Source organism: Pseudomonas sp. TE3786, assembly GCF_054057335.1.
The window spans coordinates 34579-59233 of sequence record NZ_JBSRZF010000021.1; the positions used below are offsets into that span (position 1 = coordinate 34579).

The 24655-nt window shown below is 63.1% G+C and carries 17 protein-coding genes; 14 read left to right on the forward strand and 3 right to left on the reverse strand.

Features of this window, described 5'->3' with window-relative positions; genetic code table 11:
* Window positions 1-6 precede the first annotated feature (6 nt).
* The 9 genes from ACVW0Y_RS20000 to tagQ all read left to right on the forward strand — a co-directional run bounded on the left by ACVW0Y_RS20000 (window position 7) and on the right by tagQ (window position 14069).
* On the forward strand, window positions 7-1383 hold the full coding sequence (locus ACVW0Y_RS20000; protein ID WP_457440794.1) for a DotU family type VI secretion system protein: 1377 nt from the start codon (window positions 7-9) through the stop codon (window positions 1381-1383).
* On the forward strand, window positions 1380-4895 hold the full coding sequence (gene tssM / locus ACVW0Y_RS20005) for a type VI secretion system membrane subunit TssM (protein WP_457440796.1): 3516 nt from the start codon (window positions 1380-1382) through the stop codon (window positions 4893-4895). Before ACVW0Y_RS20000 ends, tssM begins: the two co-directional genes overlap by 4 nt.
* A complete protein-coding gene (tagF, locus tag ACVW0Y_RS20010; protein ID WP_457440798.1) occupies window positions 4896-5555 on the forward strand; it encodes a type VI secretion system-associated protein TagF in 660 nt (219 codons plus the stop codon). It begins immediately after the preceding gene.
* Window positions 5556-5557: 2 nt separating this feature from the next.
* Window positions 5558-6286, forward strand: a complete 729-nt coding sequence (locus tag ACVW0Y_RS20015) for a PP2C family protein-serine/threonine phosphatase (protein WP_457440800.1) — start codon at window positions 5558-5560, stop codon at window positions 6284-6286.
* A gap of 130 nt (window positions 6287-6416) precedes the next feature.
* The gene (locus ACVW0Y_RS20020) at window positions 6417-9482 is read left to right on the forward strand and encodes a serine/threonine-protein kinase (protein WP_457440802.1); all 3066 of its coding nucleotides are present in this window, start codon (window positions 6417-6419) and stop codon (window positions 9480-9482) included.
* Window positions 9482-10198 carry an ABC transporter ATP-binding protein gene (locus ACVW0Y_RS20025; RefSeq protein WP_457440804.1) on the forward strand — a complete coding sequence of 239 codons (717 nt, stop codon included), beginning with the start codon at window positions 9482-9484 and terminating at the stop codon, window positions 10196-10198. The genes ACVW0Y_RS20020 and ACVW0Y_RS20025 overlap by 1 nt, the downstream gene beginning before the upstream one ends.
* Window positions 10198-11394 carry an ABC transporter permease gene (locus ACVW0Y_RS20030; RefSeq protein WP_457440806.1) on the forward strand — a complete coding sequence of 399 codons (1197 nt, stop codon included), beginning with the start codon at window positions 10198-10200 and terminating at the stop codon, window positions 11392-11394. The genes ACVW0Y_RS20025 and ACVW0Y_RS20030 overlap by 1 nt, the downstream gene beginning before the upstream one ends.
* Entirely contained in the window at window positions 11387-13099 is a 1713-nt protein-coding gene (locus ACVW0Y_RS20035) for a formylglycine-generating enzyme family protein (RefSeq protein WP_457440808.1), read from the forward strand. The genes ACVW0Y_RS20030 and ACVW0Y_RS20035 overlap by 8 nt, the downstream gene beginning before the upstream one ends.
* Before the next feature lie 64 nt (window positions 13100-13163).
* Entirely contained in the window at window positions 13164-14069 is a 906-nt protein-coding gene (gene tagQ, locus ACVW0Y_RS20040; RefSeq protein ID WP_457440810.1) for a type VI secretion system-associated lipoprotein TagQ, read from the forward strand.
* Window positions 14070-14373: 304 nt separating this feature from the next.
* Here the strand turns inward: tagQ and rnhA are convergent, their stop codons facing one another.
* Together rnhA and ACVW0Y_RS20050 are read right to left on the reverse strand one after the other, a co-directional pair.
* Window positions 14374-14826, reverse strand: coding sequence for a ribonuclease HI (gene rnhA / locus ACVW0Y_RS20045; RefSeq protein WP_457440812.1), 453 nt, complete (start codon window positions 14824-14826; stop codon window positions 14374-14376).
* A 12-nt stretch (window positions 14827-14838) separates the two neighbouring features.
* Entirely contained in the window at window positions 14839-15603 is a 765-nt protein-coding gene (locus tag ACVW0Y_RS20050; RefSeq protein WP_457440813.1) for a methyltransferase domain-containing protein, read from the reverse strand.
* A 69-nt stretch (window positions 15604-15672) separates the two neighbouring features.
* Here ACVW0Y_RS20050 and gloB point away from each other — a divergent pair, with 69 nt between their 5' ends.
* Both gloB and ACVW0Y_RS20060 read left to right on the forward strand, forming a co-directional pair.
* Window positions 15673-16464 (forward strand): hydroxyacylglutathione hydrolase, encoded by a 792-nt coding sequence (gene gloB / locus ACVW0Y_RS20055; protein ID WP_457440815.1) that lies wholly within the window; start codon window positions 15673-15675, stop codon window positions 16462-16464.
* 100 nt (window positions 16465-16564) lie between these two features.
* Window positions 16565-18166 (forward strand): LysM peptidoglycan-binding domain-containing protein, encoded by a 1602-nt coding sequence (locus ACVW0Y_RS20060; RefSeq protein ID WP_457440817.1) that lies wholly within the window; start codon window positions 16565-16567, stop codon window positions 18164-18166.
* A 125-nt stretch (window positions 18167-18291) separates the two neighbouring features.
* Here ACVW0Y_RS20060 and ACVW0Y_RS20065 read toward each other — a convergent pair whose 3' ends face one another.
* Window positions 18292-19713: an HDOD domain-containing protein gene (locus ACVW0Y_RS20065; protein ID WP_457440880.1), complete on the reverse strand. Its 1422-nt coding sequence runs from the start codon at window positions 19711-19713 to the stop codon at window positions 18292-18294.
* A 165-nt stretch (window positions 19714-19878) separates the two neighbouring features.
* Here ACVW0Y_RS20065 and ACVW0Y_RS20070 point away from each other — a divergent pair, with 165 nt between their 5' ends.
* The 3 genes from ACVW0Y_RS20070 to ACVW0Y_RS20080 are packed head-to-tail and all read left to right on the forward strand — an operon-like array spanning window position 19879 to window position 24644.
* Complete coding sequence (locus ACVW0Y_RS20070) at window positions 19879-21708, forward strand: extracellular solute-binding protein (protein ID WP_457440819.1); 1830 nt, start codon at window positions 19879-19881, stop codon at window positions 21706-21708.
* On the forward strand, window positions 21705-23570 hold the full coding sequence (locus tag ACVW0Y_RS20075; RefSeq protein ID WP_457440821.1) for an extracellular solute-binding protein: 1866 nt from the start codon (window positions 21705-21707) through the stop codon (window positions 23568-23570). The genes ACVW0Y_RS20070 and ACVW0Y_RS20075 overlap by 4 nt, the downstream gene beginning before the upstream one ends.
* The gene (locus tag ACVW0Y_RS20080) at window positions 23571-24644 is read left to right on the forward strand and encodes a microcin C ABC transporter permease YejB (RefSeq protein ID WP_457440823.1); all 1074 of its coding nucleotides are present in this window, start codon (window positions 23571-23573) and stop codon (window positions 24642-24644) included. It begins immediately after the preceding gene.
* Window positions 24645-24655: the final 11 nt, after the last annotated feature.

A 24655-nucleotide genomic window follows, 5' to 3' on the forward strand; every position in this document is an offset into this window, starting at 1 on the left:
AGCGCCATGCACCCGATCGATGATCCGTTTGGCAGCCCTCCTCCCGGTACCGGCTCAACCAATAACAACGGTGGCGGCGGCAACGGCCAGCGTCCGGCCGACGACCGCACCATGATCATGCCGCGCCCCGGTGGCCGCGCACCGGACCCGGTGCCCGCCCGTGGCCCGAGCCCGCAGCCGGCGCCCATGGCCGCCGCACCGCTGCCGACCAATCGCGACCAAGGTTTGAACCCCTTGGAACAAGCCGCCGGGCCGTTGCTGGCCTTGCTCACCCGCCTGCGCAACACCATTGCCCACCCGGCACCGGCCAGCCTGCGCGCGCAGATGCTCGGTTACCTGCGTCAATTCGAAGACCAGGTGCGCCAGGCAGGCGTCGCTCAGGACGAGATGATGCTGGCGCGCTACGTGCTGTGCACCGCCCTCGACGAAGCCGTGCTGAGTACGCCATGGGGCAGCAGCAGTGAGTGGGGCAAACAGAGTTTGCTGATCACCCTGCACAACGAAGCCTGGGGTGGCGAAAAGGTCTTCCAGTTGCTCGACCACTGCCTGCAGAACCCGCGTGATCGTCTGCATCTTTTGGAACTGCTGTACCTGTGCATCAGCCTCGGTTTCGAAGGCCGCTACCGGGTAATGAACGACGGCCGCAGCCAGCTTGACGCCCTGCGTGAACGCACCGCAGCGACCATTCGTTCGGTACGCGGCGAACGTGAGCGCGAGCTGTCACCCCACTGGCGCGGCCTGACCGTGGTGCGTGATCGCCTGTCGCAGTACCTGCCGCCCTGGGTCGGCATTGCCATCGGCCTGGCGCTGTTGTTGCTGCTGGTATTCGGTTTGCGGATGAAACTGGCCGCCGACGCCGAACCGGTGTTCAAGAAAATCCATGCCCTGGGTGAAATCCCGGTGCAGGCCATCGACCGCCCGGTGATGCAGCCGAAAATCATCGAGCGTCCACGTCTGGCCGGCTTCCTCGCCGAAGACATCAAAGCCCAGCGGGTCGCCGTGGAAGATGCGGTGGACCGCTCGGTGGTGACCATCCGTGGCGACGAGTTGTTTGGCTCGGGCAGCGCCAGCGTCGACACCGACTTGCAGCCGCTGCTGATGCGCATCGCCGACGCGGTGAAAAAGGTCAAAGGCAATGTGCTGGTGACTGGCCACAGCGACAACCGGCCGATTGCCACCCTGCGCTTCCCCTCCAACTGGAAACTGTCGCAAGCCCGTGCCCAGGAAGTGGCCGAGTTGCTGGCGGCGAAAACCGGTGAACCGACGCGCTTTAAAGCCGAAGGTCGCAGCGACACCGAGCCAGTGGCCTCCAATGCCACCAACGAAGGCCGCGCGCGTAACCGCCGGGTCGAAATCACTGTGTTTGCGGAGGGCGTCGAGTGAAGTCGTTTTTCAACTTTTTCGCCCGCTGGGTGATGCCGATCCTCGGCCTGCTCGCCCTTAGCCTGATCATCTGGTTTGTCGGCCCGCTGCTGAGCATCGGCGAGCATGAACCGCTGGCCTCGGCGACCAGCCGCTGGCTGCTGATCGGCTTGCTGTTTCTGATCTGGATCGCCTACCGGGTAGCGCGGGTGTTGCAGGCCCGGCGTAACGCCGCCAAGGTCATGAGCGGCCTGGCCGCCGTGACCGCGCCGGACGCCGCCAGCGTGGCCTCTGCCGAAGAACTGGCGACCCTCAAGCAGCGCATGGACGAAGCCTTGACGCTGCTCAAGCGCGCCAAGCTCGGCGGTGATGAACGCCGCAGTTTGTACGAGCTGCCGTGGTACGTGATCATCGGCCCGCCGGGTTCCGGCAAGACCACCGCGCTGATGAACTCCGGCCTCAACTTCCCCCTGGCCGGCGAATTGGGTGCCGGTGCCATCCGTGGCGTTGGCGGTACGCGTAACTGCGATTGGTGGTTTACCGACGAAGCCGTGCTGCTCGACACCGCCGGCCGCTACACCACCCAGGACAGCCATGCCGCCGTCGACAAAGCGGCCTGGCTGGGCTTTCTCGACCTGCTGAAAACCCAGCGCAAACGCCGGCCTATCGATGGCGCGTTTATCGCCATCAGCCTCTCCGACCTGCTGCTGGGCACCGAGGCCGAACGGCTGGCCCATGCCCGCGCCATTCGCGCGCGGATTCAGGAGTTGTACACCCAGCTGGGCGTGCGTTTCCCGATTTACGTGATGCTCACCAAGCTCGACCTGGTGCCGGGCTTTATGGAGTTCTTCGACAACCTGAGCAAGGAAGACCGCGCCCAGGTGTGGGGCATGACCTTTGCCCTGGACGACGGCAAGAGCGCCGAAGGTCCGTTGGCGGTGTTTGCCAGCGAGTTCGCCGGCCTCGAACAGCGCCTCAACCAGAGCCTGGTGGAGCGCCTGCAACAGGAACGCGACCCGGCGCGGCGCGACCTGATCTACGGTTTCCCGCAGCAGGTGTCGGCGCTCAAGGACAACCTTGGCAGCTTCCTCGACGGCGTGTTCAAACCCACCGCCTTCGAGCAACGCGTGTTGTTGCGCGGCCTGTACCTGACCAGCGGCACCCAGGAAGGCACGCCGATCGATCGCCTGATCGGCTCCATGGCGCAGTCGATGAACCTCGACCGTCAGCACCTGGCGCGGCAGAACGGCACGGGCCGCAGCTACTTTATCGAGCGGTTGTTCCGCACCGTGGCCTTTGGGGAACGCGGCCTGGTCGGTGCTGATGCGAAAGTGGAACGGCGGCGCAAATGGCTGGCCCGTGGCGCACTGGCCGCCACCGTATTGGTGGTGTTGGCCGTGGCCGGCGTGTGGCTGGCCAGCTACCGCGCCAACCAGGCCTATATCGCCGCCGTGGAACAACGGGTGCAGCCATTGCCGGCGGCCCTGGAAAACCTCAGCCCGGCGCAACGCGACGTGCTGGCGGTGTTGCCGCTGCTTAGCGCGGTGAAAAACCTCGCCGGCGATCCACCGGGTTGGGCCGAGGGTTATGGCCTGTATCAGGGCGACATGCTCGGCGAGGAATCCTCCAGCGTGTACCGCAAGCTGCTGATCGCGGTATTCGCCCCGCGCCTGGTCACGCGCATGGAAGAACAGCTGCGCAGCGGCGGCAGTTCGGACTTCCTCTATGAAGGCCTCAAGGCCTACCTGATGCTCGGCAACCCCGACCACTACGATGGCGACTTCGTCAAAGCCTGGATCACCCTCGACTGGGACCGCGCCCTGCCCCGCGACCTCGCCCCGGAACAGCGCCAGGCCCTGCTCGAACACCTCGATGCGCTGTTGGCGCCACGCCCGCCGAGTGCGCGCCTGGACGACAACCTGGTGGAAGACCTGCGCCGGCAACTGCAACGCCTGCCGGTGGCGCAGCGGGTGTACGACCGGGTCAAACGCCAGAAGCTGCCGCAAGGCTTGCCGGACTTTCGCGTCAGTGAAGCCGCCGGCCGCGATGCGCCGCTGGTGTTTATCCGCAAAAGTGGCAAGCCGCTGAGCGAACCGTTGAGTGGCTTCTTCACCTACCGTGGCTACCGCGAAGTGTTCCTCACCGCCAGCCTTAGCCAGGCCGGCACCATTGCCGAGGAACAGTGGGTACTGGGCCGCACCCTGGACGATATCCAGGGCGTCACCGGCCTGGCCTCCGAGGTGCGCAAGCTGTACTTCGAAGACTACCTGCGCCAATGGGAAGGCCTGCTGAGCGACCTCGACGTGGTGCCGATCAGCAATGTGGCGCAAGCCGCCGATGTGTTACGGGTGCTGTCCGGGCCGAACTCGCCGTTCAAGAAACTGCTGGTGGCGGTGGCCAAGGAAACCGACCTGCAACAGGCCGACCGCCTGCTGGCCGAACAAGGCAAGAAAGTCGACGGTACGGTGGACAAGCTCAAACAGCAGCTGGGTTCCCTGGTTGGTGACGAACAAGCCACGCAAAGTGCCGCGCCGGCTGACGTCGACCCAATCACCGCTCGTTTTGCCGAACTTAACGGCCTGGTCGCCAGCAACGGCAGCGAACCACCGCCCATCGACACCCTGCTGGGCGATATGAACGCGCTGTATGTGCAGGTCAGCGGCATGGTTGGCGCCACCGGCGAAGCCTTGCTCGGCGAAAGCAAAAACCAGGTAGCGGCAGCTGCCTCACGGGTATCCCTAACCGCCGAACGCCAGCCGCCGATGGTCCAGGGGCTGGTCAAGTCGGTGGTCAACTCCACCACCAACAGCATGATGGGCGGCGTGCGTAACCAATTGAACGGTGCCTGGGTCAGCGAAGTGGTCAGCGTGTACCGCCAATCGATTGCCGACCGCTACCCGGTCAACCCCAACAGCCCCCGCGATGTGACGCTGGAAGACTTCGGTCTGTTCTTTGGCACCGGCGGGGTGATGGACAATTACTTCCGCAAATACCTGCAGCCCTACGTCGACACCTCGGCAGCCACCTGGCGCTGGCAGCCGGGCGCGGCGCAGAAGCTGGGCATCAACCCCAATGTGCTGGCCACCTTCCAGCGCGCGGCGGCGATTCGTGATGCCTACTTCCGGGCTGGCGGCACCCAGCCGGCGGTGCGCTTCGAGCTGAAACCGGTGGCCATGGATGCCAGCATCGAGCAATTCATGCTCGACCTCGACGGCCAGCAGTTGACCTACGACCACGGCCCCAGCCGCCCGGTGGCCATGCAGTGGCCGAGCCCCAACAGCGTCGGTGTGGTACGCGTGACTATCTCGCCGGCACCGGTGAATGGCCGCTCCGGCCTGACCCTGGACGGGCCGTGGGCCTGGTTCCGCCTGCTGGAGCAAGCGGACCTGGAACGCGGCAATGCGCCGGACCGTTTCACCCTGCGCCTGCATGTGGACGGTGCCAGCATTTCCTGTGAACTGCGCGCCAGCAGCGCCTTCAACCCATTCAAGAGCCGTGTGCTGTCAGGCTTCAGCCTGCCGGAGCGGCTGTAAATGAGTGCCGGTTTTTACGGCAAGCTGGCCGGGCGTGGTGACTTCTTGAGCCGCGACCTGCCACCGAGTTTTATCGAAGCCTGGGACGCCTGGCTCGCCGCCGGTATGGCCGCCAGCCAGACCGAGCTGGGCGATGCCTGGCTGGATGCGTATCTGGTCAGCCCGCTGTGGCGTTTTGCCGTGCCAGCCAACCTGCTCGGCGGCCAACCGGTGGTGGGGGTGATGATGCCGAGCATCGACCGGGTCGGCCGCTACTTCCCGCTGACCATTGCCAGCTTGCTGCCTGCCGATGCCGATATCGCCAGTGTGGTCGGTGGCGACGAGCGTTGGTTCGAACAGGCTGAAGCCTTGCTGCTCTCGACCCTGGAACCGGAAGCTGACGTCGACCGTTTCGAGCAAGGCGTGCAAGCCTTGGGCGCACCGCCAGCCAATCCCCGCGCCGCCGTCGGCAGCCTCGGCACCTTGCTGCGCAGCAGCGCCACCAGCCCGCAGGCGCGCACTGCGTTGTTGGCGCAATTGGCCTGTGAAGGTGCCAGTTGCTGGTGGGGCCATGGCTCCAATCAGGTTGCCGCCGGCATGCTGCGTTGCCAGGGGCTGCCGGCACTGCAGGATTTTGCCCGCTTGCTGATTGGTGACAGCCTGGCCGGGGTGAGGGATTAGCCATGAGCCAAGGCCACGTAAAGCAGTACCAATCGGCCAGTTACAGCCATGTCGGCATGGTCCGCCAAGTGAATGAGGACGCCTGCCTGGAGCTCGCCGACCGCGGTCTGTGGGTGGTGGCCGATGGCATGGGTGGGCATGCCGCGGGTGACTACGTCAGCAGCCTGATCGTCGATTCGCTGCGGCGGATTCCAGCAGCCAATTCGTTGCAGGCCTACGTCGGTGCGCTGCGCACCGGCCTCGCTCACGTCAACGAGGAAGTGCTGCAGGAAACCGCCCGCCGTGGTGTGAGCATGATGGGCAGCACCGTGGTGCTGTTGGCCGCACGCGGTGATCAGGCCGTGTGCCTGTGGGCCGGCGACAGCCGTTTATACCGATTGCGCGGCGGCCGCCTGGAGATGATTTCCCGCGACCACAGCTATGTGCAGGACCTGATCGATAACGCCATGCTCAGTGAAGAAGAAGCCCGCGTGCATCCCCGGGCCAATGTGGTAACCCGCGCCGTCGGCGTGTTCGAACACCTGGACCTGGCCGAAGTGACACTGCAGGTGCAGCCCGGCGACAACTTTCTGCTGTGCAGCGACGGCCTCAACAAGACCGCCGATGACAGTGAACTGGGCGATGTACTCAGCCACTGTGACCCCTACGCGATTGTGCGCAGCCTGGTGCACCTGGGCCTGACCCGCGGAGCGCCGGACAACATTACGGCGGTGGCGATTCACACGTTATAAAAAGGGCCTCGGCCCCCGTAGGGGCGGCTTCAGCCGCGATGCTCTTGATCAACAGCATCGCGGCTGAAGCCGCTCCTACAAGAACAAAACAACTGCCGCCCGATAACGCCTTTAGAAGAGCAGTACAGGCATGGACATAGAGATTCCCGGTTACGACATAGAACGCGGGCTTGGCGAAGGCGCCATGGCCACGGTCTATCTGGCCACCCAGCGTTCGTTGCAACGCAAGGTGGCGCTCAAGGTGATGGCCAGCGCATTGGCGGCCGACCCGAGCTTTTGCGAACGCTTTCTGCGCGAGGGGCGCATGCTCGCGCGCCTGTCGCAGCCCAATACCGTGACCATCCACGACATCGGCAACGCCGGGCCCTGGTACTACATGGCCATGGAATACCTGGCCAACGGCACCCTGAAAGAACGCATCGAACAAGGCCTGAGTGCCGAACAAGGCTTGGCGATTCTGCGCCAGGTGGCCTCGGCCCTGGGTTATGCCCACTCGCAAGGCCTGGTGCACCGCGATGTAAAACCGGCCAACATCCTCTTTCGGGCCGACGGCACGGCAGTGCTGTCGGACTTCGGCATCGCCAAGTCCATCGAAGAAAGCACGCAGTTCACCCAGGTCGGTTTTGCCATCGGCACGCCGAGCTATATGAGCCCGGAACAGGCGCGTGGTTTGCAGATCGACGGCCGTGCCGACCTCTATGCGCTGGGCGTGGTGCTGTATGAAATCCTCACCGGACGCCTGCCTTATATCGGCACCGACTCGCTCTCCACCGCCCTCGCCCACCTCACCGAACCGCTGCCGGAACTGCCGATCAACCACGGCCGTTACCAGGACATTCTGCGCAAGCTGTTGGCGAAAAAACCGGACGAGCGTTTCCCCACCGCCGGTGCCTTTATTGCCGCCCTCGATCACCTGGCGCCCAGCGCCATCGACAGCACGCAGATCCGCCCGCTGAATTTGCCGCCGACCGCGCAAACCGAAGCACCGACTACCGCTACCCCGGTGGGAACGCCGGATACCGGCGGCCTGACCCCTGTGTCCATCGAGATGCCGCCGCTGCAACAGCCGGGTTCGGCGGCCACCTTGCCACCGCCCGCGCCCACCTACACGCCGCCTGCTGCGGAAAAAACCTCGGGCAGCAAAGTGCCGCTGATGGCCGGTGCCGGCGTGCTGTTGCTGCTGATTCTGGGCGGCGCAGGCTACTTTCTGTTTGCCGGTTCACCGCAAGCCGACAAGCCGACCACGGCCGTCGTGGTACCGGAAAAACCCACGCAGCCACCTGCCACCACGACCACCGCCAACAGCGGCGCGCTGACCCCAGCCGCCAACCAGGATGGCGGCGACAAACCGCTGCTGATGGCCGGCAAAAAAACCCTGTTCCAACGGGTGTTGAGCAAGCCCGGCGCGCAGTTGGCCGCGGACGCCGGCGGCACGCCTGGCAGCACCGCCCTACCGGCGTTCTCGGTGCTCTACGTGTATGCGCGCCAGCAAGTCAACGGCGCGCCGTGGGTAAAAGTCGGTGCCTCCAGCGATGGCCATAGCGAAGGCTGGTTGCCGGCCGAACAGGTCAGCGACTGGAAGCAGAGTCTGGTGTTGAAATTCACCGAACGCTCGGGGCGTGGCCCGGTGATGTTCCTGCGCAAACCCGAGGACGTTGAACGCCTGTTGGCCGACACCAGCGCGGCGCGCAATGAAATGACCAAGGCCCAGCGCGACGACGGTTCCAGCCAGCAAGTGCTGGCCATCGAGCCGCAGGACAACGCCATTCCCCAGGACCAGTTCTACCTGCTGCCGATTTTCGAATCGCGCGAAAGCTTCGATGCAGAAGGCCAACCGGCGCAGCTGCTGAATGTCGCCTCGATTGATCCGGGCGATACGCCGCAGGTCAACGGCGCGGGTGCCAAGCTGGGCGGCAAGCCGGATGCGTTCCGTACCGGGATCGTGCTGGTGGTGGACACCTCGGTGTCGATGCAGCCCTATATCGATCAGGTCAACGACGTGGTCAAAGGCCTGCAGGAACAGATCAGCGCCCGTGGCGAGCTGGACAAGGTCAGCTTCGGCATGGTCGGTTTCCGCAACAACATCGACAAAACCCCCGGCCTGGAATACGTCAGTAAAAACCTGGTGCCGTTGCAGCCGGGCAACGACCCGCAGCGTTTTCTCGAACTGGCGCGCGGGGTCAAGGCCACCACCGTGTCCAGTCACTCGTTCAACGAAGACGCCTTCGCCGGGGTAATGGACGCGGTCGATAACATGGACTGGTCGCCCTATGCCGGGCGCGTGATTCTGTTGGTCACCGATGCCGGTGCCCTGCGCAAGAACGACCCGCTGGGGCGCACCCAGATGAACGAAGCCCAGGTGCGCGAAGCGGCGCTGCGCAAGCAGATCAAGATTTACGCCCTGCACCTGCGCACCCCGGCTGGCAAGAACAACCACGGCTACGCCGAGCAGCAGTACCGCAGCCTCACCGCCGATGCCAACCCGAAGATCGGCGACCTGTACATTTCCGTGGCCGGTGGCGACGTCGGCAAGTTCGGCAGCACGGTCAACGAGATCGGCTCGCTGTTCGCTGAACTGGTGCATAACGCCGGCCAGCAAAAAAGTCAGCCCGCGCCGCTGGTGCAAAGCGGGTTGAGCCTGGCGGCAAAAACCGCGGCCATCGGTTACGCCATGCACATGGACTTTCTCGGCCAGCGCAACGCCGCCCATGCGCCGCAACTGGTCACCGCCTGGACCACCGACCGCGACCTGACCAACCCCACCCTGCCGGCATTTCAGGTGTGCGTGCTGCTGAGCAAATTGCAGCTCAACGACCTGCAGCAATCGCTCAAGCTGATCGTCGATGCAGCGCGGCGCACGCAGAGTTCGTCGAAGGACTTCTTCGATGAAATCGCCTCGGCCAGCGCCTATATGAGCCGCGACCCGTCCAAGCTGGTGAAAGGCAGCAACCTGGCCGAGAGCGGCATTCTCGGCGAGTACCTGGAAGGCCTGCCGTACCGCAGCAAATCGCTGAACATGACCCAGGAGCTGTGGCTGTCGCTGAGCGTGGCCGAGCAGGAAGATTTTATCGACGAACTGGACTCGAAAATCCGTCTGTACGAAACCTTCCACAACGATGTCGCCAACTGGGTGCGCTTCGGCGACGCCGAGCCAGGCGATGCTTTGTACCGCGTTCCGTTGTCGACTTTGCCCTGATGCTGCGCCTGCGCGATATCCATAAAACCCGCGGCGCGGGCAGCCAGCGTTACAGCCTGAGCATCCCGCAGCTGGACCTGGCGCCCGGCCAGCAGATCGCCGTGGTCGGCCCCAGCGGTTGCGGCAAAAGCACCCTGCTGGATCTACTCGCCCTGGTGCTCTCGCCGGATGCCAGCGGCGAGTTCAGCGTCGAGCTGGATGGCGGCCGTTTTGATATCGCTGCGTTATGGCGCGGCCATCAGCATGACGCCCTGGCGCGCCTGCGCCGCAAGGCCTGCGGCTATGTGCTGCAAACCGGCGGGCTGCTGGAGTTTCTCGACGTGCGCGGCAATATCGAGCTGCCCCGTCGGCTCCTGCAACTGCCCATGGACAGCCGCGTGGAGCAGCTGGCCGCGCATCTGGAAATCGCCGAATACCTGCACAAACGGCCGAATAAACTCTCCGTTGGCCAGCGCCAACGGGTAAGCATTGCCCGCGCGCTGGCCCATGCGCCGCGCCTGGTGCTGGCTGACGAGCCAACCGCCTCCCTCGACCCTGCCAACGCGCAGCGGGTGATGCAGTTGCTGGTGCAACAGGCACAGGTCAGCGGCACCTGTACAGTGATCGCCACCCACGATGAACCGCTGGTGCGCAATGCCGGGCTGGCCGTGCTGCCGATTCACTGGCAGCGCGATGCCGATGGCGGCGTCACCGCGACCTTGGGGGAGCGGCGCTGATGCGTATCGGCTTGCTGCTTTCCCTGGCCTGGGCCGACTACCGCACGGAGGCGCGCCTGTCGATTTGCGCGGTGCTGGCGCTGACGGCGGTGATCACCCCGCTGCTGGTGTTGTTCGGGTTGAAGTTCGGCCTGGTCAGCACCCTCACTGACCGCCTGGAAAACGACCCGGCGGTGCGCGAGGTGATCACCCTCGGCGGTGGCCGTTATCGCGCCGCCGATGTCGCCCTGCTCAGCCAACGCGCCGATGTGGCGTTCGCCTTGCCCCGCACCCGGCAGATTGCTGCCACCACCGACTTGAGCCGCGACGGCGGCCCGGCCGTGACCGTGGAAATGATTCCGACCGCCGCCGGCGACCCGCTGCTGGCGCTCGCCCCGCAACCCGACGAGGCGCAGATTCTGCTCAGCCAGAGCGCCGCAGAAAAACTCGGCGTCCGTCCCGGTGACCGCCTCGGTGCACGCTTCGGCCGCCGGCAGAACGGCCAGGTGGAATCGCGTCAGCTCAGCGTTAGCGTACTGGCGGTGCTGCCGCTGGAAACCTTTAACCGCGATGGACTGTTTGCGCCCTTGAGCCTGCTCGAAGCCGCCGAGGATTACCGCGATGGCCGTGCGGTGCCGCGTTTTGATTGGTCAGGGGCAGAACCTGCGCCAGTGGGCGAGCGTATTTACCCTGGCTTGCGTCTGTACGCCGCCGACCTCGATGGCGTCGAAAACCTGCGCCAATACTTCGCGGCCAGTGGCCAGGAAGTGGCGACACAGGCGGCTACCATCGCCCAGGTACGCTCGCTGAGCCACAACCTCAATCTGGTGTTCTGGCTGATCAGCGGCCTGGCCGTGGCCGGTGCCTTTGCCGCGGTGGTGGCCAGCACCCTGGCGGCCGTTGAGCGTAAACGCAAAGCCTTGGCCGTACTGCGCCTGCTCGGTTTCCCGACGGCCGCGCTGGTGGGTTTTGTGCTGTTGTTGGCGCTGTACAGCGGTGCCTTCAGTCTGCTGCTGGCGTGGCTACTTTACGCCGCCGCCGAGGCCAGCTTGAATCGATTGTTCGACACCGGCAGCGGCGAGTTTGTCTGCCAATTGCTGCCGTACCATTTTCTGGTGGCCGTGCTCGCCACCCTGGCCTGCAGCGTGCTCGCTGCGGCGCTCGGGGGCTGGCGCGCGGCCCAGATAGAAGCTTCGGAAGGACTACGTGATGTTTAAGCAGTATTCGGCGGTACTGGCGCTGTGTGTGGCGTCGTTGAGCATGACGGCGGGCGCCGAAGAAGCTTCGCTGGACAACCCCAAGCCGCTGCCCGACGACGTCAGCCTGCCCCTGCCCTGCGGCGGCAGCCTGGTGATGCGCTACGTCTACGTGCTGGCCACCGGCACCCTGGATGACCGCGAAATCAGCCTGGGCTACCCCTTTGCCGAAGGCGAAAGCGGTTATCAGCAGTCGTTTATTTCCGGTTACCGCCGCGACTATATCAACGGCCAGTTCACCCTCGCCGACCTGCCCGACACCTGGCGCGAGACAATCAAGCCGGTGCTGCCGAAAAAGGAAAGCGGCACCCCGCTGTCGCCCATGCTGTATTTCATCGGCAAATACGAAGTGACCGCGCGCCAGTACAGCGCGGTGATGGACCAGGCCGCCTCGCTGGCTGGCCAAGGCGAGCCACCGGCCTGCCCGGAACCGGCTACCGGGGCGGCGGCGCGCCTGCCCAAGGTCAAGGTCTCGCACTTTGATGCCGAGCGTTTTGCCGCGGTGTACAGCGCCTGGCTGATGAAAAACCACCGCGACCTGCTGCCGGTCAGCGGCCGCACCAGCAAAGCCGAAGACGGTGGCGTGAGTTTTGTCCGCCTGCCGTCGGAGGCCGAATGGGAATTCGCCGCCCGCGGTGCCCAGGCCGTCAGCCGCCAGGAACTGGAAGGCCGGCTGTTCCCGCGCAAAGTCGAGGGCAGTGATCAGGAAGGCCCACTCGGCGACTGGGCGGTGTACAACCAGGTGGCCGGCGGTACCGGTCAGGCTGCGCGGCTATTGCCGATCGGCACCAAACTGCCCAACCCGATCGGCATGTTCGATGTGATCGGCAACGCCGCCGAGATGGTTCAGGAGTCGTTCCAACTGGTGCATGCCGGACGTCGCCAAGGTACCTACGGCGGCTTTGTGGTCAAGGGCGGCAACTACCTGGAAGGCGAAACCACGCTGTTCACCGGCATGCGCCGCGAGTACCCGCTGTTTGCCGCCGACGGCACCGAGCAATTGAATGAAACCACCGGTTTTCGCGTCGCCCTTGGCGCCCTCTCCGCGCCGCGCTCGCGCTACAAGGAACTGCAAACCCAGTGGCAGAAAGAAGGCCGCCTGGCCGGCCTGACCGATGCCATCGACGACTCCCAGGACCCGACCAAGAGCCTCGACAGCCTGATCGCCGCCAGCACCGACCCGGCATTGCAGGCGCAGCTGGGAATAATCAACGAAGAATTGAAACGGAACGTCTCGCTGATTGCCCAACAGCGCGAGGAAGCCGCCGGCAACCTGATTCAGTCCGCCGCCCTGGTGGCGGAAACCATCAACAACTACAACATTCGCCTGACCAACCTGAAGAAAAGCCAGGACCAGGCCACCGCGAACAAGGACGAAGCCTCGGCTAAGCTGTTTGCCACTGCGATGGCCAACGGGCGCAGCGCCCTGGACGGCGCGGTGCAGATTTACATCGACAACCTGGCCACCGGCACCCGCTACACCGATGCAGTGATCCAGGCGCAGTTGCAACGCATAAAAGAAGAGCTCAACCGCAAACCAGTGCTCGGCAAGAGCCTAGTCAAACGTGCCACGCTATTCGTTACGCACGTAGGGAAGTATCGCCAGGAAAAGCGTGCCGATCCGGCGGCAATTCTGGAGCAGTTGCTCGCTAACGGCGAGCGTTAAGGAAGCTACTGCGGCCAATCTGGACAGGCCGCAGCGCACAACAACCAAGAACGGGAAATGAACCATGACGCACCACAACCACACTCACGTACTCCACACCTCGGCACGAATCGCGGTGTCTTTTCTGGCTGCCAGCTGCATCTTCATCAGCGGTTGCGCCAGCACCAGCCCGACCTCGAAAGTCGCTGCCACTACCACTGCTCAGTACTACCCTTCCTGCTATGAGCCGGTGTCGCACCTGCGTGGCACTGAAGACTCGGTGAAGAACTCGGCGATGACCGGTGCCATCGCTGGCGGCCTGATCGGCGGCCTGGCCGGCGGTCTGTCGGGTGACGACCACGCCGCCCGCAATGCCCTGATCGGCGCCGCTGGTGGTGCACTGGTAGGCGGCGCGGCCGGTTACTACGTCGAGAAGCAAAAACAGATCACCGACGACAACGAGCGTATCGGTTCCTACGCCACCGACATCGAGCGCAGCACCGGCGAAATGGACCGCAGCGTCGGTTACGCGAAAGCCGCCCAGGCCTGCTACCAGCGCGAATTCAGCAACCTGCGTGATGCCCGCAAAGCCAAGAAAATCAGCGAAGCCGACGGCCGCGCCCACCTGGCTGAAATCGTCAGCGGTCTGAAAGAAACCAACGCCCTGCTGGCCGCTGCCGATGGCCGCACCGGCGAAGACCTCGACGCCTACACCCAAGCCTACGAAAAAGACCTGCAAGCCACCGGCGTGCCGCGTGAAACCGTGGCGCAGGTAGCGACGCCGGACACCAAGAAGAAAACCACTGTGACCTCGGCCCAGCGCGCCAAAGTGACTACTCAGGCGGTGTCCACCGAGAAGGCTGCACAGAAAGCGCAAACCTCGCGCACCGAAAGCCAGAAGGTTGCCACTCAGGGTAAAGCCATCGTCACCGACGTGTGCAACAACCCGGACATGGGTGACTGGGCGCCAGAGAGCTGCGCCAAGGCGTAAGGTTTTCTGAGCTCGGCCGCATGAAAAAAAACGGCGTCATCGATTGCGATGAAGCCGTTTTTTTATGGCTGGCACTGAGGGTTTCACTGATCGCCAGATCTCTGATTTCCTGCTCGAATCTGGATCCCAGCCTGCGCTGGGATGACGGATGTTTGTGCTGATTCCACCGTCGTTCCAGGATGACGAGGGTTTGTGTCAACTCCACCGTCATCCCAGCGCAGGCTGGGACCCAGAATCTCGCAAGTAACGAGCCTCCTCGCCCCAGCTACTTCTTGGTCAGCGCCACCCGGTCAGAGCCAGCCCCTCAGACGTGCTTGATGCCCCGCACCTCATCAACGCCCCGGTTAGCCAACTGGTCAGCCCGCTCGTTGCCGTGGTGGCCGGTGTGGCCGCGTACCCACTTCCAGGTCACGGTGTGGCGGTTCACTTGCTCGTCCAGCGCTTGCCAGAGGTCGGCGTTTTTCACAGGCTGCTTGGCGGCGGTTTTCCAACCGCGCTTTTTCCAGTTCACCAGCCACTCTTGCATGCCTTTCATCACGTATTCGGAGTCGGTGACCAGCAGCACTTCGCAGGGGCGTTTGAGTTCTTCCAAGCCTTTGATGGCTGCGGTCAGCTCCATGCGGTTGTTGGTGGTATTGAGTTCGCCACCCCACAACTCCTTTTCCACCCCTTTGAACACCAGCAATGCGCCCCAGCCGCCAACGCCAGGATTACCTTTGCAGGCGCCGTCGGTGAAAATTTCGATCTGTTCGCTCATTGATTCCGCAGCTCAAGTATCACGGTTTGAATCACGCCGGCTGACCTTGGCCACCGGCATGGGCATCAGCTTGCCCATGGGCGCTCGCTGTGCCTGACGCAATGGGCGCAAACCGATCACCAGTTTGCGCGCCACCAATAGATAGAAGCCTGCCCCCGGCATCTGCCAGGCGCCGCCCCATTGTTCCAGGCGACTCAGGCGCGATTGCCAGGCTGCTCCGGCAAGCGGCGGACGATAGCACCCGAAGCGGCGTTTCTCCAGCGCAAAGCCCAGCAGGCGCAGCCAGTCGGTCACCCGGTTGGGGGCGATGCAGCGGGCATCGCCGAGGGCATCGCGGGCGAACACATGGCGCAGGCCCCAGGCGCTCCAGGGGTTGATGCCGATGATGATCAGATGGCCGCCGGGCCGCACGCTGCGGGCGGCTTCGCGGAGCAGGCCGTGGGGCGACAGGCAGAAGTCCAGGCCATGTTGCAGCACCAGCACGTCGGCGGCCGATTCGGTCAGCGGCCAGGCCTGCTCTTCACAGACGATCTCGGCACCGGGCAGTGGCGCGCCGATATGCACGCAGCGTTGAATCTGTTTGGCCCCCGGCGGTTTTTCCGCGTGGGGGCCGTAGTGCACCAGGTAGCCGCCGAAGAAACGCCCCAGCTCGTCTTCGAGCAGCCGCCGCTCTTCGCCGAGCATCATCTGCCCCAGCGGGCCGTTGAGCCAGCCACGGGCGGCGCTGATCAGCTCGAGCCAATCGGGGTCCGCTTGAGCGAAAGCCTTGTCCGTCATAACCGCCTCTCTGTGCTCCACCGGCATTGCAGTAAGATGCGCCAATACCGATAGCTTGGCGACCCGACGATGATACAGATCGATGCCCTACCCGCTTTCAATGACAACTACCTGTGGTTGTTACAAGACACTGCCAACCAGCGCTGCGCCGTGGTAGACCCCGGCGATGCCGCCCCGGTTCTCGCCTGGCTGCAAGCGCACCCAGGCTGGCAGCTGAGCGATATTCTGGTCACCCACCACCACTTCGACCATGTCGGCGGCGTCGAGCAATTGAAAACCGCCACCGGGGCCAAGGTCTATGGCCCGGCGCAGGAAAAGATTCCGGGCCGCGATGTGGCGCTGGATGACGGCGACCAGATCGAAGTGCTGGGCCTGACCCTGCGCATCTTCACCGTGCCCGGCCACACCCTGGGCCATATCGCCTACTACGTGGCCGAGGCACCAACCGCCGCCAGCGTGCCGCTGCTGTTCTGTGGCGACACCCTGTTCGCCGCCGGCTGCGGCCGCTTGTTCGAGGGCACGCCGGAGCAGATGTTCACCTCCCTCAGCCGCCTGGCCGCGCTGCCAGACACTACCGCTATTTATTGCACCCACGAATACACCCTGAGCAACCTGCGCTTCGCCCAGGCTGTGGAGCCGAACAATCCGGACGTCAGCGCGCGCCTGGCCCAGGTAACCGCCTGGCGTGAGGAAGGCACCATCAGCCTGCCGTCGAACCTGGCCCTGGAGCGGGCAACCAATCCGTTTCTGCGCAGCGAGGTTGCCAACGTGGTCGCAAAAATCGACGAACGGGACGGCACCGCTCAGCGCCAGCCAAGCGAGGTGTTTGCTCGCCTGCGGGCGTGGAAAGACCAGTTTTAAGTCCATTGGTGCCTAACCAGGCAGCCGGTTAAAACTTGACCATATTAGGCGGCGTTCCTAGAATCGCCCGATCTTTTTGCCCGGATCACACCCGCCGCCAATGCTGTCAATCGCCCAGAAGTCCCGGAAATTCGACACATTGGCCCGTCTGGCTCGTGCGCTTCCGGTTGTCTTCGCGGCCATTCTGGCGGGTTGTCAGAGCACCGGCGGCAACCCTGATGGCAGCGCCTCCGGCAATGTCGCCCTGAGCAGCCGCACCCAGCCGCCCGAGTGGATGACCGACACCCCCGGCAGCGACAAACCCCAGGACATGTGGGATCGCATGCGCGCCGGCTTCAAGCTGCAGGATGAAATCGGCATCAACCCGCGCATCGAGCAACAGCGCCTGTGGTTCGCCAGCAAGCCCTCTTACCTGGAAAGCGCCAGCGGCCGTGGCAGCCTCTATATCCATTACGTGGTAGAGCGCCTGGAAGCCAACAATATGCCGCTGGAACTGGCCCTGCTGCCGGTGATTGAAAGCTCCTACAACCCCTTTGCCCTGTCGCGCAGCGATGCGGTGGGTCTGTGGCAGTTCATCCCGTCCACCGGGCGCAACTTCAACCTGCAGCAGACCACCTGGTACGACGGCCGCCGCGACATTACTGCCTCGACCAACGCCGCCATCGAATACCTGTCGCGCCTGCATGAAATGTTCAACGGCGACTGGCTGCTGGCCCTGGCCGCCTATAACGCCGGCGAAGGCACGGTGAGCCGCGCCATCGAACGCAACCAGCGCCTGGGCCTGCCGACCGACTATTGGAACCTGCCGCTGCCCAAGGAAACCCAGGATTACGTGCCCAAGCTGCTGGCCCTCTCGCAGCTGGTAAATGCCCCGGCGGCTTATGGCATCAACCTCAACCCCATCGCCAACGAGCCCTACTTTGAAGTGGTGGAGTTCGATAAGCCGATGGACCTCACCCGCGTGGCGGCGATGGCGGATATGGATCGTGACGAGCTGATTCAGCTCAACCCCGCCTTCAAGCGGCAGATCACCCGCGGCGGCCCGTCGCACCTGTTGGTACCCACGGAAAAGGCGCAGCGCCTGACCGAGACGCTGGCGCAGATTCAACCGTCGGATATCACCGACTTCCAGGAATACCGCGTGCGCAAGGGCGACAGCCTGCATGGCATCGCCAGTCGCTATCAGCTGTCCACCGATGATCTGAAAGAAGCCAACGCGCTATCGGGGAACAACCTCAGCGTCGGCCAGACCCTGACCATTCCGGTGGCCGCTGGCGCTGCACCGTCGCCGTTCCCGGTCAGCAATACCAAGCCCAGCGCCGTGGCCAGTAGCACCACCACCAGCGTCAAGCTGAAGAGCTATACGGTGAAAAACGGTGACAACCTCTGGCAGATCGCCAAAGCCAACAAGCTGGATGTCGCCGACCTGCGCCGCTGGAACAACATGCCCAACAACGCCGTGAAGCCTGGCCAGACCCTGGCGCTGCAAGGCACCCAGCAAGTCATTCGCAGCATCGCCAAGAACAGCCCGGCGCAAGGCCGTGAAACCGTCACCTACTACAAGGTGCAGAAAGGCGACTCGATGTACATGATCGCCAAGCGCTTCAACGTTGAGATGCAGAACCTCAAGACGTGGAATCCGAAGACGACGCATGATCTGACGCCTGGGCAGACGATTACCCTGTACCTCACTGACCGCTAGTTCACTGGATCCCAGCCTGCGCTGAGGTCCGACGATTCGGGATGACGGATGTCTGTGCCGAATCCTCCGTCGTCCCAGCGTAGGCTGGGACCCAGAATCTCCCCAGTGTCGAGCCTCCCGCCCAGCTACTTCTTGGTCAACGCCTCCAGACACCGCCCCGTCAGCTGGGTAAAGCGCTGAAACGCCACAAACTGCTCATGCTTGAGCGCCCGCCCGGAAATCCGGCTGTCGGCGTAGAGCACGCCAATCTGCCGGGTTCCCGCCATCAGCGGCGCAATAAAGAACATGCCTTGCCCCAGCCATTGGCGAATCGGTTGGGTGACCAGTTCGTTGAGGTTGTAGCTGGCCGGCACGCCCATCCAGAGCGCCTCGCGGTGGCGCAGCACGTAACTGAAGATATGCGGCTGTTCAGGTTGTTCGGCCGGCAGCACGAACTCGCTCACCCAACGCTCGGTCTTCTCGCCTACGGCACGTTTGACCTTGAAGCGCGTCTGCTCTTCGGCCAATACCGCCAGCATCACCCGTTCCAGCCCGGCACCCTGGTGCAGGCCTTTGAATAGGCTGTCGAGAATCAAGCCGATGTCGGCACGCTTGGACACCATCATGCCGAGGTCTTGCAGCGACTGTTGCAGCACCAGCAGGTCCGGTTGCAGCAGGCGCGCCTTGCGTTGTTCCTGCTGAGTGCGGATCAGCTCCGGGTCGGTGGAGGGAATCAACCGGCACAAGGAGCTGGCACCAAAGGTGGCCGCCACTTTCACGGCTTCGTCGGCGCTGTCGAGGATCTGTTGCAGGGCTTCTTCGGGGGTGATGCCGGTAAAGGTCGCCATTTGCTGCACCAGGCCTTCCATCTCTGGCGAAGCCCAGCCGTCCAGAGCCGCTTCGCTGATCCTCGCGCCCAGGTGTACGGCAAAGGCGGCGGGGTCGTTATGGTTGTTGCTGTTGTGCGCCAAGCTGGCGATTTCGCCGAGGTTCCAGCTTTTCACCAGGCCCTGGGTCAGGTGGCGAAAGCTGGTACCCAACACCTCACGCACCACTTCATCTTCAACGACACCGGGTCGGGCCAGCGCCGTGGCCAGCTCGTCGGCCTGCTCACCGGCGCAACCCCAGAACGCCAGGGCACCGAGGTGGTAGAGCAAGGCGGCGATAAACACTTCTTCCTGGTTTTTTGTCAGCACGTAGCCGGCCATGTTGCGCGCCTGCACCGCGGCGTGAAATGAGCGGGCGAGCAGCTCATGCAGCTGTTCGCTGGGCGCGCGACCCAACAGGCCGTCGATCAGACTGACCGACAGGCCGATCAGGCGCACATTGTCGAAGCCGATCAGCACGATGGCGCGGGAGATGGTGCGTATCTGTTCCTGGGCGGGGTTGTAGTACACGCTGTTGCCCACGCGCAGCACCTTGGAGGTCAGCGAGGCGTCACGTAACAACAGATTGGCCAGTTGCTGCACCGACGATTTTTCTGCTTGGGCCAGATGGTGCAAGTCCTGTACTACGGCGGCCAATGCCGGTAACTCAGCCTGATTCAAACGATCAATCCATGACTGCAATCCATGGGTGCGTGTTGCCAAGATAAAAACCTCGCAAAGCATTCTTTCATTGTCGCCATCGGCCCTTGGAACAGGCCTCTGGGCTTTCTCTTTTTCCAGCGGATACAAGCTGTTACTGTACCAACACGAAGCTCAATGCCGCTATGGAACGGACCACCTAGCCTGATGCGTTGCCTCCTTTCGCTAATCCTGAGTCTGGCTATGTGCGTTCCTGCTTTCGCGACCATCAGCGAAAGCCATGGTTATGCCCAGTTCGGCACACTCAAGTACCCCGCCAGCTTTACCCACTTCGCTTGGGTTAACCCCGACGCGCCCAAAGGCGGCACGATCCGCGTGATGGCATTTGGCACCTTCGACACTCTAAACCCTTATACCTTCAAGGGTAGCAGCCCTTCGTCTACTCCCAACTTCGCTCAGTACGGCATTGGCGAGCTGAATGAACCACTGATGGCGGGCACCGGCCAGTATGACCCTTCTGGCGACGAACCCGCCTCCAGTTATGGGCTGATCGCCAAGTCCGTTGAATACAGCGAAGACCGCAGTTGGGTGGTGTTCAACCTGCGCCCGGAAGCGCGGTTCAACGATGGCAAGCCAATTACCGCCTACGACGTGGCGTTTTCGTACCGCACCCTGCTTAAACAGGGGCATCCACAGTACCGCACCAACCTGCAGGAAGTGGCGCGGGTGGATATTCTCAGTCGCCAGCGCATCCGCTTCGTGCTCAAGCGCGCCGGCAATCCGCTGCTGATCCTGCGCCTGGGTGAGCTGCCGATCCTGCCCCAGCATTACTGGAAAGACCGCGACTTCAAGGCCACCACTTTCGATCCGCCGGTGACCAGCGGTCCCTACCGGATTACCGCCGTATCGCCGGGGCGCAGCCTGGTATTCGAGCGGGTGAAAGACTGGTGGGGCAAAGACCTGCCGGTAAACCGCGGCAAGTACAATTTCGATCGCATGGAAGTGGAGTTCTACCGCGACAGCGACGTAGCGTTCGAAGCCTTCAAGGCCGGCGAGTTCGACTTCTATATCGAGCACCAGGCGAAGAACTGGGCCAACGGCTACCGCTTTCCGGCGGTAAAGCGCGGCGATGTGATCCGCGCGCAGATTCCGCACCAGATCCCCACCCAGACCCAGGGCCTGTTTATGAACACCCGGCGGCCGACTTTCGCCGATGCCAAGGTGCGCGAAGCCATGGGCCTGATGCTGGATTTCGAGTGGACTAATCGCACCCTGTTCAATGATGCCTACAGCCGGGCCACCAGCTATTTCCCCAATAGCGAGTTCAGCGCCAGTGGCAAACCCGAGGGTCAGGAGTGGTTGCTGCTTTCGGTGTTCCGCGAACAGCTGCCGGCCAGTCTGTTCAGCACGCCGTTTACGGTGCCAAAAACCCAAGGCAATGGCGTGCCCCGCGAAACCCTCAGGCGCGCCTTGGGTCTATTGGCCGACGCTGGCTGGAAACTCAACGGCCAGCGCCTGCAAAACGCCAAGGGTGAACCGCTGCGCTTCGAGCTGTTGCTGGTCAACCCCAACCTCGAACGCATCCTCCAGCCCTATATGGAAAACCTCGCCAGCATTGGTGTGCAGGCAAACTTGCGCACCGTCGACCGGGCACAATATAAACAGCGGCTGGACCAATTCGACTTCGACATGATTCTGATGACGCTGCAGCAAAACCTCAGCCCCGGCCTCGAACAATGGCAGTACTTCCACTCCAGTCAGGCCAGCGTCAAAGGCAGCAAGAACTACGCCGGCGTGCGCAGCCCGGTGGTCGACAGCCTGCTGGAAAGCCTGCTGGCCGCCCAGACCCGCGATGAACAGGTGGCCGCCACCCGCGCCCTGGACCGCGTGCTGCTGGCTGAGCACTACATGATTCCCAACTGGTACCTCAACTACCACCGCCTGGCGTACCGCAATCGGTTCGCCTTCGTCACCACACCGCCCTACACCCTCGGGTTACGCGCCTGGTGGCTGAAGCCTACGGAGAAGGCTCTATGACTTTGTTTTTGCGCACCGTGCTGCGCGTCGGCAGCGGCGCCCTGCTCGCCGGTTTCTGCCTGGCAGCCGCTGCAGCGCCGCAACATGCCATCACCCTGTACGACGAAGCGCCTAAGTACCCGGCCAACTTCAAACACTTTGATTACGTGAACCCGGATGCGCCCAAGGGCGGGACGTTCCGAATGTCGTCCACTGGCGGCTTCGACAGCCTCAATATGTTCATTCCCAAGGGCAACCAGGCGGCGCAACTGGGCCTGCTGTATGACAGCCTGACCTACCACTCCCCCGACGAGCCCTTTACCGAATACGGCCTGCTGGCGGAAAAGATCGAGAAAGCCGCCGACGACAGTTATGTGCGCTTCTTCCTCAACCCCAAAGCGCGCTTCAACGACGGCACACCGGTAACCGCCGACGACGTGATCTTCACCTTCAACACTCTGCTGAAAAGCGGCGACCCGATGTACCGCAACTACTACGCGGACGTCGACAAGGTGGTGGCCGAAGCGCCGCTGACCGTGCGCTTCGATTTCAAACACCCAGGCAACCGCGAGCTACCGCTGATCATTGGCCAGCTGCAGATTTTGCCCAAGCACTGGTGGGCCACCCGCGATTTCAACAAGGCAAACCTGGAAGTGCCACTGGGCAGCGGCCCGTACCGCATCACCCAGGTATCAGCCGGCAGCAGCATCCGCTTCGAGCGGGTCAAGGATTGGTGGGGCAAGGACCTGCCGGTGAGCCGCGGCTACTACAACTTCGACACCATTCAGGTCGACTACTACCGCGACATGTCGGTGGCCCTGGAAGCGTTCAAAGCCGGCCAGTTCGACTTCAACCTCGAATACTCGGCCAAGGACTGGGCCACCGGTTACGACTGCCCCGCCTTGCGTGACGGCCGCATCATCAAGGAAGCGCTGCAAAACCAGAACTCGGTGGGCATGCAGTCGTTCGCCTTCAACATTCGCCGAACGAAATTCCAAGACCCGCGGGTGCGTGAGGCGATCAGCCTGTTGTTCGACTTCGAGTGGTCGAACAAGCAGCTGTTCTTCGGCTCCTACAAGCGCAACAGCAGCTACTTCGAAAACTCCGACATGGCCGCCCACGAGCTGCCAGATGCGGCCGAGCTGAAGCTGCTGGAACCGCTGCGCGGGAAGATTCCCGAGCAGGTGTTCACCGAGGTATTCAAATCGCCGGTCACCGCTGGCGACGGCATGATCCGCGAGCAGAAGCGCAAGGCCTACAAGCTTCTGCTGGAAGCCGGCTACAAGATCGAAAACGACAAGATGGTCGGCCCCGACGGCCAGCCGCTGACGTTCGAATTCATGCTCTACCAGCTCAACCTGGAACGTGTGCTGCTGCCATTCATGCGCAACCTGGCGGAGCTGGGTATCGACATGCAGATTCGCCGCGTCGACGCCTCGCAGTATGTGAACCGCCTGCGCTCGCGGGATTTCGACATGACCACCGCCACCTGGGGGCAGTCCAACTCGCCGGGCAACGAGCAACGCGAATACTGGCACTCCAGCAGCGCCGACAGCCCGGGCAGCCGCAACTTCATCGGCCTGCGTGACCCGGCCATCGACACCCTGGTGGAGGGCCTGATTCGCGCCGACTCGCGCAAAAGCCTGATCACCCATGCCCGCGCCCTCGACCGGGTGCTGTTGTGGGGCAACTATGTGATTCCCAACTATTACATCGACACCTTCCGCATCGCCCACTGGAATAAATTCGGCCGGCCTGCCATTTCGCCGAAATACGACGTCGGCATGCTGACCTGGTGGCAAAGCAGCGAGAAGGCCGTGGGCAACTCTGCCGCACCGGCGGCGCAAGCGCCCGCAGAAGCAGCGCCCAAGGAAACCGAATAAATGCTTGCCTATATTCTGCGGCGTCTGCTGCTGATCATCCCGACCCTGCTGGGCATTCTGTTGCTCAATTTCGTCATCATCCAGGCCGCGCCCGGCGGACCGGTAGAGCAGATGATCGCCAAGCTGGAAGGCTTCGAGGGTGCCACCAGCCGCATTTCCGGCGGCGGTGCCGAGGTCTCGGTGGCCGGCTCCAACTACCGCGGTGCCCAAGGCCTGGACCCGGAGCTGGTGAAAGAAATCGAGAAGATGTACGGCTTCGATAAGCCCGCCCCGGAACGCTTCTGGCTGATGCTCAAGAGTTACGCCCAGTTCGATTTCGGCAACAGCTTCTTCCGCGATGCCAAGGTGGTGGATCTGATCGTGGAGAAAATGCCGGTGTCCATTTCCCTCGGGCTGTGGAGCACCTTGATCATGTACCTGGTGTCCATCCCGCTGGGCATCAGCAAGGCCATGCGCAACGGCAGCACCTTCGATGTGTGGACCAGCTCGGCGATCATCGTCGGCTATGCGATTCCGGCGTTCCTGTTTGCCATTCTGCTGATCGTGCTGTTTGCCGGCGGCAGCTATTACGACTGGTTTCCCCTGCGCGGCCTGACCTCGAACAACTTCGACCAGCTCAGCCTGGCTGGCAAGGTGCTGGATTACTTCTGGCACCTGGCGCTGCCGGTGACCGCGCTGGTGATCGGCAACTTCGCCACCCTCACCTTCCTGACCAAAAACAGCTTTCTCGACGAGATCAACAAGCAGTATGTGGTGACCGCCCGGGCCAAGGGCCTGACCAACAATGCGATTCTCTACGGCCATGTATTTCGCAACGCCATGCTGTTGATCATTGCCGGTTTCCCCTCGGCATTTATCAGCATCTTCTTTACCGGCTCGCTGATGATCGAGGTGATCTTCTCCCTCGACGGCCTGGGCCTGATGAGCTTTGAAGCGGCGATCAACCGCGACTATCCGATCGTTTTCGGCACGCTGTTTATCTTCACCTTGCTGGGTCTGGTGGTGAAGCTGATCGGCGACATCACCTACACCTTGGTCGATCCACGGATCGACTTTGCCAATCGGGAGGGTTGAGCGTGGGCACT